General features: G+C 66.8%; 13 protein-coding genes, 1 tRNA gene and 1 pseudogene. 11 read left to right on the top strand and 4 right to left on the bottom strand.

The window, feature by feature from the left end; genetic code table 11:
- Nucleotides 1-38: 38 nt before the first annotated feature.
- Nucleotides 39-1,505 carry a threonine/serine ThrE exporter family protein gene (locus ACTIMF_RS09275; RefSeq protein ID WP_442349997.1) on the bottom strand — a complete coding sequence of 489 codons (1,467 nt, stop codon included), beginning with the start codon at nt 1,503-1,505 and terminating at the stop codon, nt 39-41.
- A 109-nt stretch (nt 1,506-1,614) separates the two neighbouring features.
- Here ACTIMF_RS09275 and ACTIMF_RS09270 point away from each other — a divergent pair.
- Nucleotides 1,615-1,689: transfer RNA gene (locus ACTIMF_RS09270), tRNA-Thr, on the top strand.
- A 137-nt stretch (nt 1,690-1,826) separates the two neighbouring features.
- Nucleotides 1,827-3,257, top strand: a complete 1,431-nt coding sequence (locus ACTIMF_RS09265) for an FAD-binding protein (RefSeq protein ID WP_442349996.1) — start codon at nt 1,827-1,829, stop codon at nt 3,255-3,257.
- Between the two features lie 18 nt (nt 3,258-3,275).
- Here the strand turns inward: ACTIMF_RS09265 and ACTIMF_RS09260 are convergent, their stop codons facing one another.
- Complete coding sequence (locus ACTIMF_RS09260; protein WP_442349995.1) at nt 3,276-3,755, bottom strand: GyrI-like domain-containing protein; 480 nt, start codon at nt 3,753-3,755, stop codon at nt 3,276-3,278.
- A 63-nt stretch (nt 3,756-3,818) separates the two neighbouring features.
- Here ACTIMF_RS09260 and ACTIMF_RS09255 point away from each other — a divergent pair, with 63 nt between their 5' ends.
- The 6 genes and pseudogenes from ACTIMF_RS09255 to ACTIMF_RS09230 all read left to right on the top strand — a co-directional run.
- Complete coding sequence (locus tag ACTIMF_RS09255) at nt 3,819-5,408, top strand: carboxylesterase/lipase family protein (protein WP_442349994.1); 1,590 nt, start codon at nt 3,819-3,821, stop codon at nt 5,406-5,408.
- A complete protein-coding gene (locus ACTIMF_RS09250) occupies nt 5,405-5,821 on the top strand; it encodes a RidA family protein (protein WP_442349993.1) in 417 nt (138 codons plus the stop codon). The genes ACTIMF_RS09255 and ACTIMF_RS09250 overlap by 4 nt, the downstream gene beginning before the upstream one ends.
- Entirely contained in the window at nt 5,818-7,032 is a 1,215-nt protein-coding gene (locus ACTIMF_RS09245; protein ID WP_442349992.1) for a winged helix DNA-binding domain-containing protein, read from the top strand. The genes ACTIMF_RS09250 and ACTIMF_RS09245 overlap by 4 nt, the downstream gene beginning before the upstream one ends.
- Before the next feature lie 41 nt (nt 7,033-7,073).
- Nucleotides 7,074-7,778, top strand: coding sequence for a response regulator transcription factor (locus tag ACTIMF_RS09240; RefSeq protein WP_442349991.1), 705 nt, complete (start codon nt 7,074-7,076; stop codon nt 7,776-7,778).
- Nucleotides 7,775-9,202, top strand: coding sequence for a sensor histidine kinase (locus ACTIMF_RS09235; RefSeq protein WP_442349990.1), 1,428 nt, complete (start codon nt 7,775-7,777; stop codon nt 9,200-9,202). Before ACTIMF_RS09240 ends, ACTIMF_RS09235 begins: the two co-directional genes overlap by 4 nt.
- 12 nt (nt 9,203-9,214) lie before the next feature.
- Nucleotides 9,215-9,637: pseudogene (locus ACTIMF_RS09230) on the top strand (HIT family protein); the annotation flags it as partial.
- A gap of 14 nt (nt 9,638-9,651) precedes the next feature.
- Here the strand turns inward: ACTIMF_RS09230 and ACTIMF_RS09225 are convergent.
- Nucleotides 9,652-11,748: a RecQ family ATP-dependent DNA helicase gene (locus ACTIMF_RS09225; RefSeq protein ID WP_442349989.1), complete on the bottom strand. Its 2,097-nt coding sequence runs from the start codon at nt 11,746-11,748 to the stop codon at nt 9,652-9,654.
- Between the two features lie 98 nt (nt 11,749-11,846).
- On the opposite strand from ACTIMF_RS09225, the gene ACTIMF_RS09220 reads away from it, so the two are divergent.
- From ACTIMF_RS09220 to ACTIMF_RS09210, 3 genes are all read left to right on the top strand, one after another.
- The gene (locus tag ACTIMF_RS09220) at nt 11,847-12,284 is read left to right on the top strand and encodes a MerR family transcriptional regulator (protein ID WP_442349988.1); all 438 of its coding nucleotides are present in this window, start codon (nt 11,847-11,849) and stop codon (nt 12,282-12,284) included.
- A gap of 24 nt (nt 12,285-12,308) precedes the next feature.
- On the top strand, nt 12,309-13,328 hold the full coding sequence (locus ACTIMF_RS09215) for an aldo/keto reductase (RefSeq protein WP_442349987.1): 1,020 nt from the start codon (nt 12,309-12,311) through the stop codon (nt 13,326-13,328).
- Between the two features lie 81 nt (nt 13,329-13,409).
- Nucleotides 13,410-13,955, top strand: a complete 546-nt coding sequence (locus ACTIMF_RS09210) for a dihydrofolate reductase family protein (protein ID WP_442349986.1) — start codon at nt 13,410-13,412, stop codon at nt 13,953-13,955.
- Nucleotides 13,956-13,958: 3 nt separating this feature from the next.
- Here the strand turns inward: ACTIMF_RS09210 and ACTIMF_RS09205 are convergent, their stop codons facing one another.
- Entirely contained in the window at nt 13,959-15,443 is a 1,485-nt protein-coding gene (locus ACTIMF_RS09205; RefSeq protein ID WP_442349985.1) for a DUF222 domain-containing protein, read from the bottom strand.
- Nucleotides 15,444-15,796 lie beyond the last annotated feature (353 nt).

The raw sequence follows: 15,796 nt of genomic DNA, 5'->3' as shown, positions 1-15,796 counted from the left end.
TCACGCCTTCGATCGTCGGGCCTCACGTCGCGTGAGGGTCAAGCGTTGGCGCCGTTGCTCTTCCCGTGCGGCTTTCGGATAACAGGTTTTCGCAGTTCAGGGCGCTGTGGAATCCGAATGAGTCCGCTGGGGATGTGGGGCCGGCGTAGCGACCGGGCGATGAATTCACCGAGGGTGACGCCGGCGGCGAGCGCGCAACCGGTCGTCAACGCGGCAGCCACTTGGCTGAACCCGGTCAGTGATTGGTCGCTCATGATCCCGTACAGACCTCGGTAGATCGCCAGACCCGGCAGCAGGGGGGTGATGCCTGCGACGGCGACGACGAGCGGGGGAGTGAGGGCGCGGCGGGCGGCGAGACCACCGACGAGGCCGACCACGACGGCGGCCGTCGCCGAACTCAGGATGGTGCCGGTGTCGGTGAGGGCCAGGCCGAACGCGACCGCGGACGCGACGGCGCCCGCACCGAGAGCGACGGGGATGGCGCGCCGCTCGGCATAGCTGCCGACGGCGAATGCTCCCGCCGCTACCGCCCCGCCGACGATGCGGGCAGCGAGATCAGCTGGACCGAAGGGCATCTCGGTTCCCAGACCGGGTAGGACGACGCCGGCGCCCTCGACGATCCGCAGCCCGAGTGCGACACCCGCGAGAATCCCGCCGGTCAGCAGGACGACTTCGGAGAACCGGGCCGTGCCGGTGATCGGGGCTCCGGTGATCGCGTCCTGCACCGAGCCGACCAAGGAGAGGCCGGATAGGAGCACGACAATGCCTGCCGCGATGATCTGCGACGGCATGAACGACGGACCGAGGCTTAACTCCTCACGCCAGTGAAACAGGAGCGCTGCAGGCACGATGGCGATGAAGCCGCCCGCGAACTGCTGGAAGAAGATCGGTGTCCCTGCTCGCGCCAGCCGCCGGTTGAGGCTGACGATGATGATCGTCGTGATGAATGCGGTGAACCAGACGACCCAGGTGCCGCCGAGCAGGATCGAGATACCCGAGGCCATCACGCCCCACCCCGCGGTCGCGATCCAGTACGGATAGGGGTGGGGAGCGCGGGTGATCTCGTCGACGATGCCGTGCGCGGTCGCCGGGCTGATCGCGAGGTGCCGGATGCGGCGGACCAGTCGGTCGACGTGGGCCAGGCGGGTGAAGTCGAGAGACCTCGCGTAGACGGTGCGGACGCACGTCACGGGAGGAAGATTGTTTCCGCGCTGGGCGCACACGATGATCGTGTTGAACGTGACGTCGATATCGACGTCCTCGAGGCCGTAGATACCTGCGACGAACTCGATCTGTCGTCGAGTATCGATCGCGCCGGTCCCCGAATCGAGGAGGACGGCCCCGATCTTCGCAGCGAGGTCGAGGACCTCGGTGATCGCAGCTTCGTCGTCGATCGCGATCGGTTTGCGCGGCGCGACGAAGATGCTGCCCGGCTCGATCGTGTCGATCGTCGCCTGAGCTGTTCCGAGAACCCTGTTGAGCCCTCGGCGGATGAACGCACGCACGTGCGCTGCCCCCTCTCGGTTATTTCGGTCGGTGCGTGGTGCCGCGACTACTACAGAGACGATGCTAGTCCCGGACACATGAGGGGCGACCGTTATACTTTGGCCGCACGCCTCCTTAGCTCAGTGGTAGAGCACTCGCCTTGTAAGCGAGCGGTCGTCAGTTCAATCCTGACAGGGGGCTCCACCACGTCTCCTCCGGTTACTTCGCCGGGGGAGACGTGTGCGTTGCAGAGTGTGATCGAGCTAGCCCTGTCATCGACGGAGTAACCCTCTCATCTGATTCGCACGATCTTCTCAGTGACCGTCTGTACGTTCGCGACCGTGACTTCAACAGCTGACAATGTCGTACAGACCCGCTATCTGGACGGGTGGTCGCGGACCAACGGGGTCCACGCGGCGGTACTGGCGACTCGCGACGTGGACGCCATCGCTCGTGCCGTCTCGCGAGTCGCCGACGACGCGGCCGACGACCCTCGGTACCTGCGGCACGGGGTGATCGCGCGGGGGCTCGGGCGCTCCTATAACGAGTCCGCGCAGAACCGTGCGGGTCTCACCATCGACATGACGGCTCTCGATTCGATTCACCGGATCGACAGCGAGGAGCTGTTCGTCGACGTCGACGCCGGTGTCAGCCTGGACACGCTGCTTCGCGCTTTGGTCCCGCGTGGATTGTGGCTTCCGGTTCTACCCGGAACCAGGCAGGTCACCGTCGGCGGGGCCATCGCCCACGATGTCCACGGCAAGAGCCACCACAGCACCGGCAGCTTCGGCGACCAGGTTGTCGACCTCGACCTGCTCGTCGCCGACGGCCGCGTCCTCACCGTGGCGCCCGACGGGACACCCGACGACCCGGACGGATCGCTGTACTGGGCGACCGTCGCGGGCCTCGGACTCACCGGCATCGTGCTCAGGGCACGCCTCCGGGTTCAGCCCACCACGACCGCCTACTTTCTCGCCGACGGCGTCGTCACCCATAGCGTCGAGGAGACGATCGAGCTGCACCGCGGCCAATGGTGCAACCCGACCGATCAGGACGTCGACTACAGCGCGGGCTGGTTCGACGCCGTGAGCAAGGGACCGAGGCTCGGGCGCGGCTACTTCACTCGGGGCAGGCTGGCGACCGTCGACGAACTGCCCGCGAAACTGCGGAAGGACCCGTTGAAATTCGACGCCCCGAAATACCTGACGGTGCCGGACGTCTTTCCGAGCGGGTTGGGCAACCGATACACGTTCGGGGCGATGAGCGAGGCGTACTTCCGCACCGGCTCGGACTACACCGGGAAGATCCACAACATCACCGGCTTCCTGCACCCGCTCGACGTCATGGGCGAATGGAACCGGTTCTACGGGCGGCGAGGATTCCTGCAGTACCAGTTCGTGATCCCGCCGGAGAATATCGACGCGTTCGCGCCGCTGCTGCGGGCTGTTCGGCGTTCGGGACACGCGAGTTTCCTCAACGTCCTGAAGATGTTCGGCCAGGGGAACCGCGCCCCGCTGTCGTTTCCGACGGCGGGACTGACGGCGACGTTCGACTTCGGGATCTCCCGAGGCCTCGACCGGCTCGTCGCCGACCTGGACCGCCGCGTCCTCGACGCAGGCGGGCGTCTTTACACGGCGAAGGACTCGGTGACCTCACCCGCGACGTTCGCCGCGATGTATCCGCGGTTGGACGAGTGGATCGAGGTCCGGCGACGCATCGACCCGACCGGGGTGTTCGTCTCCGACATGGCGAAGCGTCTGGGACTGGTGTGAGAGCTCGTGGTACGCGGTTCAGTAGAGGGCCAGAAGATCGGTGCGCAGATCTTCTTGCGGCGTCGTCGACGGGTCGTTGACGTAGATCTCGATCATCGCGCGGGGCGTCCCGCCGCCGTTGACCTTGTGGACCTCCAGCAATGAGTCCCATGCCGACCCCAGGCCGTCGAAGCCGCCGATATGACTCATGATCAGTGCGGGGCCGGAGGGAAAGACCTCGTTGGCGATGTCGCCGAAGTCGTCGACCTCGACCGGGCCCGCGACCGGGAAGCCGATCGTGAGGTCGAAGACGTCGGTCGGGTCGCCTTCGTACATCGCGTACGGCGGGCCGGCGGGCCGAGTCTGCGCGAGGGTGTGGAACGACTCGTCGAAGATGTCCCGAAGGTCGTCGAGCCGTACGTCGTAGAAGCGTTGGGTGACGACGTCGATCCCATCGGGCAGCGTCAGCTCCATCGGCTGAAGAAAGGAGTCTTCGCGGAAGAACAGCGGGATGCTCATGTCAGTGAGCGTACGGACGCGTGGAGGCGCTCGCACTGCGAGACCGGGACCTCTGACGGCACAATGGTCCTCGTGCACTCCGATGATCTGGTCGTCGACACCTCCTATGGACCGATCCGAGGCGTCTCGGGCGATTCCATCGACGTCTGGAAGGGCATCGCCTATGCGCGACCGCCGGTCGGCGAACTGCGGTGGCGACATGCGGAGGAACCCGCGTATCACGCCGACGTCGTCCCGGCCGATGCCTTCGGGCCCGTCTGCCCGCAGCCGGTGATGCAGGTGATCGAACTCGCCGACGGCGCCCGCCAGGAGGAGGACTGTCTCTACCTGAACGTCGCGACACCGCGGGGAGCCGCCGCGAGCGACGCGGAGCTCCCGGTCATGGTGTGGATCCACGGCGGTGCATACCTGTGCGGGGCGGGGTCGCAACCGATGTACAACCCGGTCTCCCTGATCACCACGGGCAACAGCGCTGGCACGCCGACGGTGATCGTCACCGTGAACTATCGGATGGGTGCGTTCGGTTTCACCGATCTGTCCGCGTGGTCGACGGCCGACCAGACGTACGAGGCCAACTGCGGAATGTCCGACGTGCTCGCCGCACTGCGGTGGGTGCACCGCAACATCGCGGGTTTCGGCGGCGACCCGTCGAACGTCACCGTGTTCGGCGAGTCCGCGGGCGGCGGCATCGTCACCACCCTCCTGACGATGCCCGACGCAGAAGGTCTGGTGCACCGGGCGATCGCCCAGAGCTCACCCGCCACGAGCGTCTACGGACGCGAACGGGCCGAGAAGCACGCCGAGATCATGCTCGCCCCGATGCCACAGGAGAAGGTCCGGCCCGGGATGCTCCGCAACGTGCCGGTCGGCGCGCTCGTCGCCGGGTCGCAGCGGGCGTTCCTGACGGTGCCGCGCGACTTCCCCGGCACCATCGCGCACACTCCCGTCATCGACGGCGACCTGATCCCCGACGATCCGCTGCGCGTGTACGACGCCGACGCCTCATTGCCCGTGCCGCTGTTGATCGGCACCAACCGGCACGAGACGTCCCTGTTCAAGTGGATGTCGTCGCCGTTGATGCCGGTGAAGTCCGAGCACGTGGACGCGATGTTCGCGCACATCGGCACCGAGCAGCCCGACCTCCCGTTGCCCGAGCCCGACTACCTCGACGAGACATACCAGCATGTGAAGGCGCGCGTGCGGAGCATGGCGATCTCCCGCGACATCGGGTTCCGGATGCCTGCGCTGTGGATCGCCGAAGCCCAGCACCGGCAGGCATCGGTGCATCTCTACCGCTTCGACTGGGCGACGCCGTTGCTGCGCTTCATCGGATTCGGCGCCGCCCACGCCACCGAACTGCCGTACGTGTGGGGCAATCCGGCGTCCACCAAGCGTGATCCGATGTACCGGCTCGGTGGTCGCCAGACCGGAGACGAGGTGTGTCGTCGTGTGCAGCGTCGCTGGCTGAACTTCGCCGCGTCGGGGGATCCGCAGGTGGGGAACGGCCGCAACGACGGGGAACGCGTGCGGTGGGAGTCGTACACCGACGACCGGCATGCGTCGCTGCGGATCGGTGCCGACGACGTCGCTGTGGTCGGGCTCGACGACGCGATGCTGCAGGCGTGGGGCGAGGAGGCGTTGAGTTTCCGATGAGCCGTCCACGCGTGCGCAGGCACGGATCGCAGAAGCTGTTCGACGGCGGGTTCGCCTACAGTGCGGAGGTCTCCGGTGCGTCGGTGCTCCACACGGCGGGGGTGTCGCCGCTCGACTCGCACGGGGACATCGTCGGGCCCGACGACCCCATCGCGCAGGTCCGATACGCGTTCGGACTCCTGCTCGTGTTGCTCGACGAGCGGGGAGCCGCGATCGACGACATCGTCAAGCTGACGGTCTACGTCGCGACATCCGATCGCACCGATCTCGCCGCTGTCTGGGAGGCGTTGGCACCCGAGTTCGGCGGCGACATCCCGCCGGCCGTGATCGTCGCGGTCACCGTGTTGCCGTATCCGGGGCAGCGTGTGGAATTCGACGCCGTCGCGGCACTGCCTGGCGCGGTGCTGGCATGACCCGCCCGTTCGTGGACGACGCTCAGCGCCGCAACCGGTTCCAGCGACGTCACTTGCTGGCAGGCGAATCGCCGGACGCGACCGAGGTAGCCGACATCGCCGACGCCATGGTCGGACTCCACGCGACCACCGCCTCGAGCGTGCACCTGTCGGCGTGGGCGCGCAGCCCCGGCATCCGACCGGAGACCGTCGACGCCGCACTCTACGCCGAGCGAAGTGTGGTCAAGCAACTCGCGATGCGGCGGACGCTGTTCGTGATGAGCCGCCCGATCCTCGCCGATGCCGTCGGCGCGGTCGGCAGTCGCGTGGCCGCGTCCGAACGGACCAACATGCTGCGAGATCTGCGGCGTGAGGACGGCCCGCCGGACCCGGAAGCGTGGATCGCGGACGCCCGTGCCGCGGTGCTCGGACTGTTGGACGGTGCCGAACTGACCGCAGCGCAAGTGCGGAAGGCGTTGCCCGACTTCGATATCGCGATCATGCGGGATGCCGGGAAGAAATACGGCGGTCCGTCGGCGATGCTGCCGCGACTGCTCAATCACCTGGCCGCCGCGGGCGAGGTCGTCCGCGGATCCAACCGTGGCGACTGGGTGGTGTCCCGGCCGGGTTGGACGTCCATGGAGTCGTGGCTCGGCGAGCCGCTCCCGGCGGTGACCGTTGCCGACGGTCACCGGGATCTGGTTGCCCGCTGGCTGCGATCGTTCGGCCCCGGTACCGAGACCGATCTCGTCTGGTGGCTCGGGTCCACCAAGACGGCAGTCCGTGCCGCGCTCGCCGCTCTCGACGTCGTGGAGGTCGACCTGTCGTCCGGCGACATCGGTTATCTACTGGCCGACGATGTCGAACCCGTCGATCCGGTCGAGCCGTGCGCGATGCTGCTGCCCGGACTCGATCCGACGACGATGGGGTGGAAGAAGCGCACGTTCTATCTCGACGACGGCCACGTCGAGCACCTCTTCGACACCAACGGCAACGGTGGGCAGACCGCGTGGTGGGACGGCCGGATCGTCGGCGGGTGGGTTCAGCAGGACGAGCCGGGAGACGGCGCTGTTCGCATTCAGCTACTGGAAGAGGTTCCCTCTGAAGGTGTTCGGGCGCTGGAGGCGAAGGCGGACGAGCTCGCCGAATGGCTGGGCGATGTCCGGCTCACTCAAGGCGTGTTCGCCTCCCCGATGATGAAGAACTCGGTTCACAGGAATCTCCCAGCGTAAGGACAGCACTAACGGAGACGCGACGTGCATCATTGACTGCTATGAGCCAGACCCCTGCCGCCAGAGTTCTCGTCGTCGACGACGAGGAGAACATCCGTGAACTGCTGTCGGTGTCATTGAAATTCCAAGGCCACGAAGTGCGGACCGCCGCGGACGGTCCGGCGGCCATCGACATCGCTCGTACCTACCGGCCCGGCGTGCTGATCCTCGACGTGATGATGCCGGGCATGGACGGATTCGGGCTCTTGCGCAGGCTCCGGGCCGACGGGATCGACGCACCCGCCCTGTTCCTGTCCGCGCGGGACTCGGTGGAGGACAAGGTCAACGGGCTCACCATCGGCGGGGACGACTACGTGACCAAACCGTTCAGCCTCGAAGAGGTCGTCGCACGGATCGGAGTGTTGTTACGCCGTAACGGATACGGTGACAAGGCCACCGAACCGTCGCGGATCGTGTTCGCCGACATCGAGTTGAACGAGGACACGCACGAAGTGTTCAAGGACGGTGAACTCGTCTCATTGTCGCCGACCGAGTTCACGCTGCTGCGCTACTTCATGGTGAACGCCGGGACGGTTCTGTCCAAGCCACGCATCCTGGACCACGTGTGGAATTACGACTTCGGCGGCGACGTGAACGTCGTCGAGTCGTATGTCTCATATCTGCGCCGGAAGGTCGACACCGGTCCGCAACGCCTCATCCACACGCTGCGCGGCGTCGGCTACGTGCTGCGCGAGCCACGCACATGAACGCGATAAGCGCACGGATGCGAGCGATGCCGTTGCGGGTGACGCTCGTTCTGTTGACGGTGATCCTGGTGCTCGTCGGACTGGGAGCCTCCGGCGTCGCGGTGACGTCGGCGATGCGGGCGGACCTCGTCTCGCGTGTCGACGAGGGGCTCAACGACGCCGTCAACGGCTGGGCGCAGCCGCACGGCCCGCGCAACGACGACGCACCCGGCCCGCCCGGTCTGCGTCGTCCGCCGTCCCAGTACTTCGTCGCGTCGACGCTCCCGAACGGCTTGCAGATTCAGTTCAACGACTTCGACTCGGCTCCGGACCTGTCCTCGCTGCCCGACGGAGACGTATCGCCGCGCACCGTCCATTCGCAGGGGAGCGGTCCGAGTTGGCGGGTGGTGAAGCGGACGTCGAACGGGATATCGAGCATCGTCGCGATTCCGTTGAGCGACGTGAACGCCACCATGACTCGGCTGATCTGGCTGCAAGTGGGCGTCGGATGCATCGTGCTGATCGCCATCGGCGTCCTCAGCTATCTGCTGGTCCGCACCAGTCTGCGGCCACTGCGGCGGGTCGAGGAGACCGCGCACGCGATTGCCGGCGGCGACCTGCATCGGCGAGTCCCGGCGCGACCCGCGAACACCGAGGTCGGCAGCCTCGGCGAGTCGGTCAACGCGATGCTCGTTCAGATCCAGGGCGCCTTCGCGGCCACCGAGGCCTCCGAACAGCAGGCGCGTGCATCGGAGGAGAAGATGCGGCGCTTCGTCGCCGACGCGTCGCACGAACTGCGCACGCCGCTGACGTCGATCAAGGGTTTCGCCGATCTCATGTCGATCGGTGGGGCGTCCGATCCCGAAGATGCCGTGCGCCGCATCTCCGGGGAGGCCGACCGGATGACGATGCTCGTCGAGGACCTGCTGGTACTGGCGCGATTGGATGCGCAGCGGCCGTTGTCCCTCAGTCCCGTCGACGTCCTGCCGCTGATCGTCGACTCGGTCGAGGCGGCGCGTGCCTCGGCGCCGGATCGGGCCATCGACATCGACCTGACGGCGTTCGACCCGGCGACGATGGTGTCCGGGGACCGGCTGCGCCTGCGTCAGGTTCTCGGCAACCTCATCGGCAACGCCATCTCGCACACCGACGGGTCGATCACGGTGTCCGCGCGGATCGCCGGCCCCGAGGTCGTCGTCGAGGTCGTCGATGAGGGGCCCGGTCTCACCCCGCACGAATGCGACCACGTCTTCGAACGCTTCTACCGCGGCGATCCGTCACGGCACCGCGATGATTCGGGGTCGGGAAGCGGCCTCGGCCTGTCGATCGTCGCAGCGTTGGTGCACGCGCATTCCGGACGTGTCGGTGTGTGGTCCGAACCGGGCCACGGCGCTCGCTTCTGGTTCGCGTTGCCACGCGCGGACGAAAGCACATCTGCGCAGTAGGGTCGGAGGAGGGCTTCGGTATTCACGCACATCATCAACGGAGACCTGCCGGGACGTTTCGTCTGGAAGGACGGACTGTCCGTCGGGTTCATGACGATCAACCCGGTGACGCCCGGCCACGTGCTCGTGGTGCCGCGCAAGGAGATCGACCACTGGGAGCAGATCGACACCCCGACGTTCACACATCTGACAGATGTGTCGCAGAAGGTCGGTCGCGCAGTGAAGGACGCGTTCGACGCGCCTCGCATGGGTCTGCTGATCGCCGGACTGGAAGTGCCGCATCTGCACATCCACGTGTTTCCGGCGAACACGCTCGAGGTGTTCGACCTCTCGCAGGCCGACCCGGATCCGTCTCCGGAATCGCTCGACGATGCTGCGGCAAGAATCCGCGTGAGCCTGCGCGGCCTCGGCTACGGCGAGTACGTCGCAGACTGACTGCGTTCGACAGTTCACACCGTCTGGTGCGCGAGCATCGGGAGTACGGCGGTGGCTCCAGTCTCCCGCAGGGACGCAGCGGCCAACGTGATCGCCCACGCCGACGACGTCTCGTCGACGACGAGGAGCACAGCCAGTCCGGCCGCGTCGGCGGGCGCCTGCCCTAGGTGTTCGCGCCAGTAGGCGGCCTCGGTCGCACTGGTCGCGTCCCGACTCGGGATGGGGCCGGCGAGCACCGGAAAGTCGGTTCCCGGCCGTCGCCCGGCGGTGCGGAGGCGTTGCGCTAGGTCGGCGGCCAGGTCACCGCCCCGCAGATCGAGAGAGACGATCGTCTCCGGCCGGATGCCGCCGCGTCGTCCCCAGTCGGCGAGGACGGCGACCGCGGCCTCGGCGAGTCGTTCGCGCGCTGTCGTGTCGCCGTCCTTAGCGGCGTCGAGGACATCGCCCCACTGTGGTGCGTCGGCGAACGCGAGGACCCGACCCGCTTCGGCAGCGAGATCGGGCGAGATGCGACCGCGTCGCCCGAATGATCCGCCCGGCCACATCTTGCGGGGTGCGAGGATCTGCGCGTCCCGGCGAAGGACGGCCGACAGTGTCGCGACGGTCTCGTCGTCGGGGCGGTCGTTCAGTCCCGGCGTCAGTTCGCCCCGGCATACCGAGCAGCGACCGCAATCCTGTGCCGCAGGATCGTCGAGCGACTCGGTGAGCAGTCTCATCAGACAGCGTTCGCCGCGCACGAACGATCGCATGATGTCGGCTTCGCGTTGCCGCACGGCGACGACGCCTTCGTAGTGCGGTGCGTCGTAGACATATGGTCTGCCGGTGGCCGCCCACCCTTCCGAGGTACGTTCCACGACGCCGTCGACGGCCAACTGTTTGACGGCCAGTTCCACTTTGCCGCGTCGAATGCCCGTGGCGGACTCCAGATTCGGCACGCTCAACGGACCGCCCGCCTCGTTCATGGCTTCGAGGATGCGGTCCATCCGCTTGGGGTCGGGGATGGTCGCGGTCGCGAAATAGTCCCAGATCGAGTCGTCGAGCCGGGATGCGAGCAGGACGACGACCGCCTCGTCGAGGGCACGTCCGGCACGACCGACCTGCTGGTAGTACGCCACCGGCGACGGCGGAGCGCCGACGTGCACGACGAACCCGAGGTCGGGCTTGTCGAAACCCATGCCGAGTGCCGAGGTGGCGACCAAGGCCTTCACTCGGTTGCCGAGGAGTGCGTCTTCGAGTCCGTGTCGTTCGTCGGCGGGCAGTTGGCCGGTGTACGCGGCCACCGGAGTCTCGTCGCCGCACACAGTGCGGATGGCGGTGACCAGTCGGTCGGCGTCGGCGACCGTCAGCACGTAGATGATGCCCGAGCCGGGGAGGAACGGAAGCTCTTGTGCGACCCAGCCGTACCGCTGAATCGGCGACAGCCCGTCGACCACGTTGAGGTGCAACGACTTCCGAGCCAGTGGGCCGCGGAGGACGAGAGTGGCCTCGCCCAACTGGTCGGCGATGTCGTCGGTGACCCGCTGGTTGGCGGTCGCTGTGGTCGCGAGCACTGAGGTCTGCGGATTCAGGTTCCGCAGCACGTCGGAAACACGGCGGTAGTCGGGTCGAAAGTCGTGTCCCCAGTCGGAGATCGCATGCGCTTCGTCGATGACGACGAGGCCGAGTCGTCCCGCGAGTGCGTCGAGCACGCGGGCGCCGAATCCGGGGTTGGCGAGACGTTCGGGGGAGACCAACAGAACGTCGAGGCTTCCGGCCAGCAGGTCGCTCTCGACAGCGGACCATTCGTCGATGTTGCTGGAGTTGAGGGTGGCGGCGGACAGCCCCGCTCGGCCCGCGGCGGCCACCTGGTCACGCATGAGCGACAAGAGCGGCGACACGATCAGCGTCGGCCCGCCGCCCGCCGATCGGAGTACCGCGGTGGCCGCCCAGTAGACGGCCGATTTTCCCCAACCGGTGGCCTGCACGACCAGCGCGCGCGACCCGGGAGTCGCGAGCGTTGCGACTGCGGTCTCCTGGTCGTCGCGGAGCCGGGCGTCGGGGCCGGCGAGCGAGGTGATGACGCGGCCGGCGACGGAGCGCTGTGCGTCGGTCAGAACCGGTGGAGTGTTCATGGGAACAACGTATAGGCGACGTGCGACGAGATCGAACGCGTTGTCCACAGGCCGGCGTTCCTTGCGTTGGAGTGCACTCCAAGCTCTACCGTTTCTTCATGACGTCCAACGAGCTCTCGATAGCCGACGTGTCCGCTCGGACCGGCCTCACGCGCGACACTCTGCGCTGGTACGAGTCCGAAGGGCTGATACCGGCAGTACCGCGAAACTCGGCAGGCGTTCGGCGGTACGACGAAGCAGGCGTCCGCATGATCGACCTGCTGGTCCGGCTGCGTCGCACCGGTATGCCAGTTGCGGCGATGCGCGATTTCGTGACCATGGTCGGTCAGGGCGCGCGGACCCACGGTCGGCGGATGCGGCTGCTGCAGGATCATCGCGAGGAGATCGAGTCGCGGATCCGCGAGCTCGCAGACGACCTGGACGCGGTGGACGTCAAGATCGGCCACTACCGGGACCTCATCGACGCCGGTCAGGACTGTGCGGAGCAGCCGATCATCGATCCCGACGAGCTCGACGAGCAGCGTCGGCCCCACTGAACGAACGTGAAGGAGACCATTTTCATGGACAGGATCACTCTCGGCGACGGCCTCAGGACCTCGCCGATCGGCTTCGGCGGGATGGCGTTGACACCCGTCTACGGCGGAATCGAGGAGAACGCAGCGCTGGACGTCTTGAACGCCGCCGTCGATTCGGGCGTCACCCTCATTGACACCGCCGACGTCTACGGGCAGCCGAAGCCGGGCGCCGTCGGGCCGGCCGGAACAAATGAGGAACTCGTCGCCAGACTGCTCGCGAGCAGACGCGATGAGGTGACGCTTGCGACGAAGTTCGGCATAACCGGGCTCGGCTCGACATCGGACGCCAAGGCCACTCGAGGCGACGCAGCCTACGTCCGCGAGTGTTGCGACGCGTCGCTTCGACGGCTCGGTACCGACGTGATCGACCTCTGGTACCTGCATCGCCGCGATCCGGAGATCCCGGTCGACGAGACGGTCGGTGTGATGTCTGAGCTCGTCACCGCGGGCAAAGTCCGTCACCTCGGATTATCTGAGGTGACGGCGGCGGAACTACGTGCGGCGCACGCAGTTCACCCGATCGCCGCGGTCCAGAGTGAGTGGAGCGTGTGGTCGAGGGACGTCGAGGCGCACGTCGTTCCGGCGTGCGCCGAGCTCGGAGTCGGGTTCGTTCCGTACTCGCCGCTCGGTCGCGGGTTCCTAACTGGAACGCTCAGTCGCGAACAAGTCTCGTCAGATGTGCGAGGCCGGACGACGCGGATGGGTGAGTACTGGGACGTCAACCAGCGGGCACTCGCTGTCGTGTCCGAGGTCGCCTCCCGTCTCGACGTCACGAATGCGCAGGCGGTCCTCGCCTGGCTGTACGCAGCGGGGCGTCGAGCGGGTGTCGCCGTCGCGCCGATTCCAGGAACGCGTTCGACGACACGGCTGGCGGAGAATGCTGCGGCGGTCGACGTCGTCCTCGACGACGATGCCGTTGCCGCCCTCGACTCGGTCGCGTCGCTCGTCGCGGGTGGCCGGAACATCGTCGCGGATCCGACGTGGATCTCTGCGGGCCGCGAGTGAATTCTGCGTGCACCGATCAGTTTCGTCGATGGGTGCGGTCCATACAGGTGTAAGCATGTGAGCGAGACGGAAGGCACCACCATGACCCGCAAGATCACCGCGCATCTGTTCCACTCCCTCGACGGAGTGGCGGAGAGTCCGGACAAATGGCAGTTCGGGGCGTTCGGGCCCGAAGAAGGCCAGATGATGGGGGATTCGACCGGATCAGTGACTGACGCTGTCATCGGCCGAAAGCTGTGGCAGGAGTGGTCGGAGTACTGGCCGACTGCCGAGGACCCGTTCGGTGAATGGATCAACCCGGTCCGTAAGCACGTCGTCTCGACGACGCTCTCCGGCGACCTGCAGTGGAACAGTGTCGTCGTCGACGGTGATCCGATCGCATATGTACGCGATCTCCGGAAGCGGGGAGAGGGCGACATCTCGGTCGTCGGAGGTGTCGAGACGGTGCGTTCGCTGTTCCTTGCAGGCCTCATCGACGAACTTACGTTGACGACCCATCCGGTGCTCGCGGGCGAGGGACGGAGGTTGTTCGACGACACGGTGCCGCTGACTCGGTTGCGGTTGATCCGGGCGACTCAGACGAGCGCGGGGAACGCGATCCTGACGTACGGCCTACGCCAGGACTAGACCTCAGAACGGTGGCGGGCCGTCCTCGACGAACTCCGTGTGATGCGCGGCCGCGGCGCATGCCTGCTCGTAGCGGCGCTGCGACCGGATCCGCATCCGGTAGGCGTGCTTGGCCTGGGTGCGGGTCCGGGACCGCTCCGGCTGGGCACTCGTCTCGACTGTCCCGCGAGTGACCTGCTCGCCGTGTCGGCAGGGCACCAGCCCGAGGCCGGGCAGCAGCCACTGATTACGTGCACGCGATCGCACGCTGTAGCCGCTCGGGGCGGTGACCTCGGTCCAGATCACCCCGTTGGCGTCGACGATCTGATCGTCGACCCATCCCTCGCCGAATGTCTTGCAAAGGTGGTGATAGCGGCACTTCGGATTCAGGTTGCACACGCACGTCGCGCCGCCTGCCTGTGGACGTGCGTGGTCGAACTCGCACACATGGTCCAGGTCGCATCGCCACGCCGGGCGCGCACACCCCGGCTCGCTGCACGTGCCGAACACTGCCCGGACCGCGGTGTCGCAGGCGGTGGTCGGGCGGTACGGATCGCCTGCTCGAGCGGTCCGATCGGCGAGGCCCGCGATGTCGAGCGGGCGGATGACCGCATCGGAGCGAGCGGCTATCTCACGGACGTGGTGAGCATCGAGAACACCGAAACCGTCGAGCCAGCCGGCCTTCTCCGACTCGCCGGAGAGCGTCGAGGCGTCGGCGACAACGTGCACCACGACGCTCGTAAACCGATCGGCGACGACACTGGCGGGTGCGGTCGCCGTGCACTCGGGATTGCCGCAGCTGCAACCGAACTCGCTGCGGGTGAGGAGCGCTACGGCGGCATCGTGGCGGCGGATGCCGCGGGTGCGGGTGTCATCTGCGCACACCGAGCCTGCGACCGCGTCGATACTCGCATCGATCACCGCCGCATCTTCGACGGTCGTTGCGATCAGGACGTCTGCGCCGTCGACATCGGTCGACACGGTCACGCCCTTGCCACGAGCCTCACGACGTGCACGTAGACCGTCGGGATCGAGCTCTGCGACCGCACGACGCGCGGCATCGCTCGCGTCCTTTCGCGATACTCCGCCGAACTCACGCAGATCGACCGCGGTCGCCGCATCGACCGCTGCGATCAGGTCGGCGTCTTCGACGCCGGTGGTCTGCAACACGATCTCACCAAACGCGGCCACCGAGATCACGCCGTCGCGCATCAACCGAGCCACTTGCGGGAGTCGTTCGAACGCTTCGACCGCGAGGTGGGCCTGTCGGTCAGCGGTCGACGCTGCGACCCGCAGTGCGATCGCGACCTCGCGCGAGACACTCGCGAACACGTCGACGATGCGGCGATCGACCGAGTCCAACGCCACCCTCGAGTGTCCCGCCGCAGTGGTCAACATCGCGTAGATCGCCTGCCAGCGCAGGAACATCAACAGCCCTTCGCCTGCCTGCAACGCATTGATCAACGCGCCGCCCGACTGCCGACCGACGACAGGTCGACCTTGGACCACATGCTGTCCATCGTCACCACCCCTTCCGTGTGGGCTCCGGGAGTCGAAGCTGTTCGAACCGTTGTCTTAATTATAAGCGACGCTAGTGATGGATTAAACACTAAGTACGAACATATGTTCTATACCTGTTGATCGAGTTCGGTCCCCGCCGATTGAGTGAAGTCGAGATCTTCCTCCCCGGCCTGCTCGAGCTCCCGTCGCGCGAAGCTTCCGCGTGCTCGTCCACTGCTGCTGAAGCCCGCTGCCGCCGCTGATCGAGCGAAGTCGAGGGATCTCGACTTCGCTCGATCAGCAGGGCGGATCTCGACTTCGCTCGATCAGCAGGGCGGATCTCGACTTCGCTCGATCAGCAG

It is taken from the genome of Gordonia sp. (in: high G+C Gram-positive bacteria) (assembly GCF_052106715.1).
Taxonomy (GTDB): domain Bacteria; phylum Actinomycetota; class Actinomycetes; order Mycobacteriales; family Mycobacteriaceae; genus Gordonia.
The sequence above is the reverse complement of the archived record's forward strand: the minus strand, read 5'-3'. Positions and strand labels throughout refer to the sequence as shown.

Bases quoted from the DNA above. Each gene is read 5' to 3' on its own strand.
- ACTIMF_RS09260 (WP_442349995.1), bottom strand. From the start codon at position 3,755: ATGAGCATCCCGCTGTTCTTCCGCGAAGACTCCTTTCTTCAGCCGATG.
- ACTIMF_RS09255 (WP_442349994.1), top strand. From the start codon at position 3,819: ATGGTCCTCGTGCACTCCGATGATCTGGTCGTCGACACCTCCTATGGA.
- ACTIMF_RS09250 (WP_442349993.1), top strand. From the start codon at position 5,405: ATGAGCCGTCCACGCGTGCGCAGGCACGGATCGCAGAAGCTGTTCGAC.
- ACTIMF_RS09245 (WP_442349992.1), top strand. From the start codon at position 5,818: ATGACCCGCCCGTTCGTGGACGACGCTCAGCGCCGCAACCGGTTCCAG.
- ACTIMF_RS09240 (WP_442349991.1), top strand. From the start codon at position 7,074: ATGAGCCAGACCCCTGCCGCCAGAGTTCTCGTCGTCGACGACGAGGAG.
- ACTIMF_RS09235 (WP_442349990.1), top strand. From the start codon at position 7,775: ATGAACGCGATAAGCGCACGGATGCGAGCGATGCCGTTGCGGGTGACG.
- ACTIMF_RS09225 (WP_442349989.1), bottom strand. From the start codon at position 11,748: ATGAACACTCCACCGGTTCTGACCGACGCACAGCGCTCCGTCGCCGGC.
- ACTIMF_RS09220 (WP_442349988.1), top strand. From the start codon at position 11,847: ATGACGTCCAACGAGCTCTCGATAGCCGACGTGTCCGCTCGGACCGGC.
- ACTIMF_RS09215 (WP_442349987.1), top strand. From the start codon at position 12,309: ATGGACAGGATCACTCTCGGCGACGGCCTCAGGACCTCGCCGATCGGC.
- ACTIMF_RS09210 (WP_442349986.1), top strand. From the start codon at position 13,410: ATGACCCGCAAGATCACCGCGCATCTGTTCCACTCCCTCGACGGAGTG.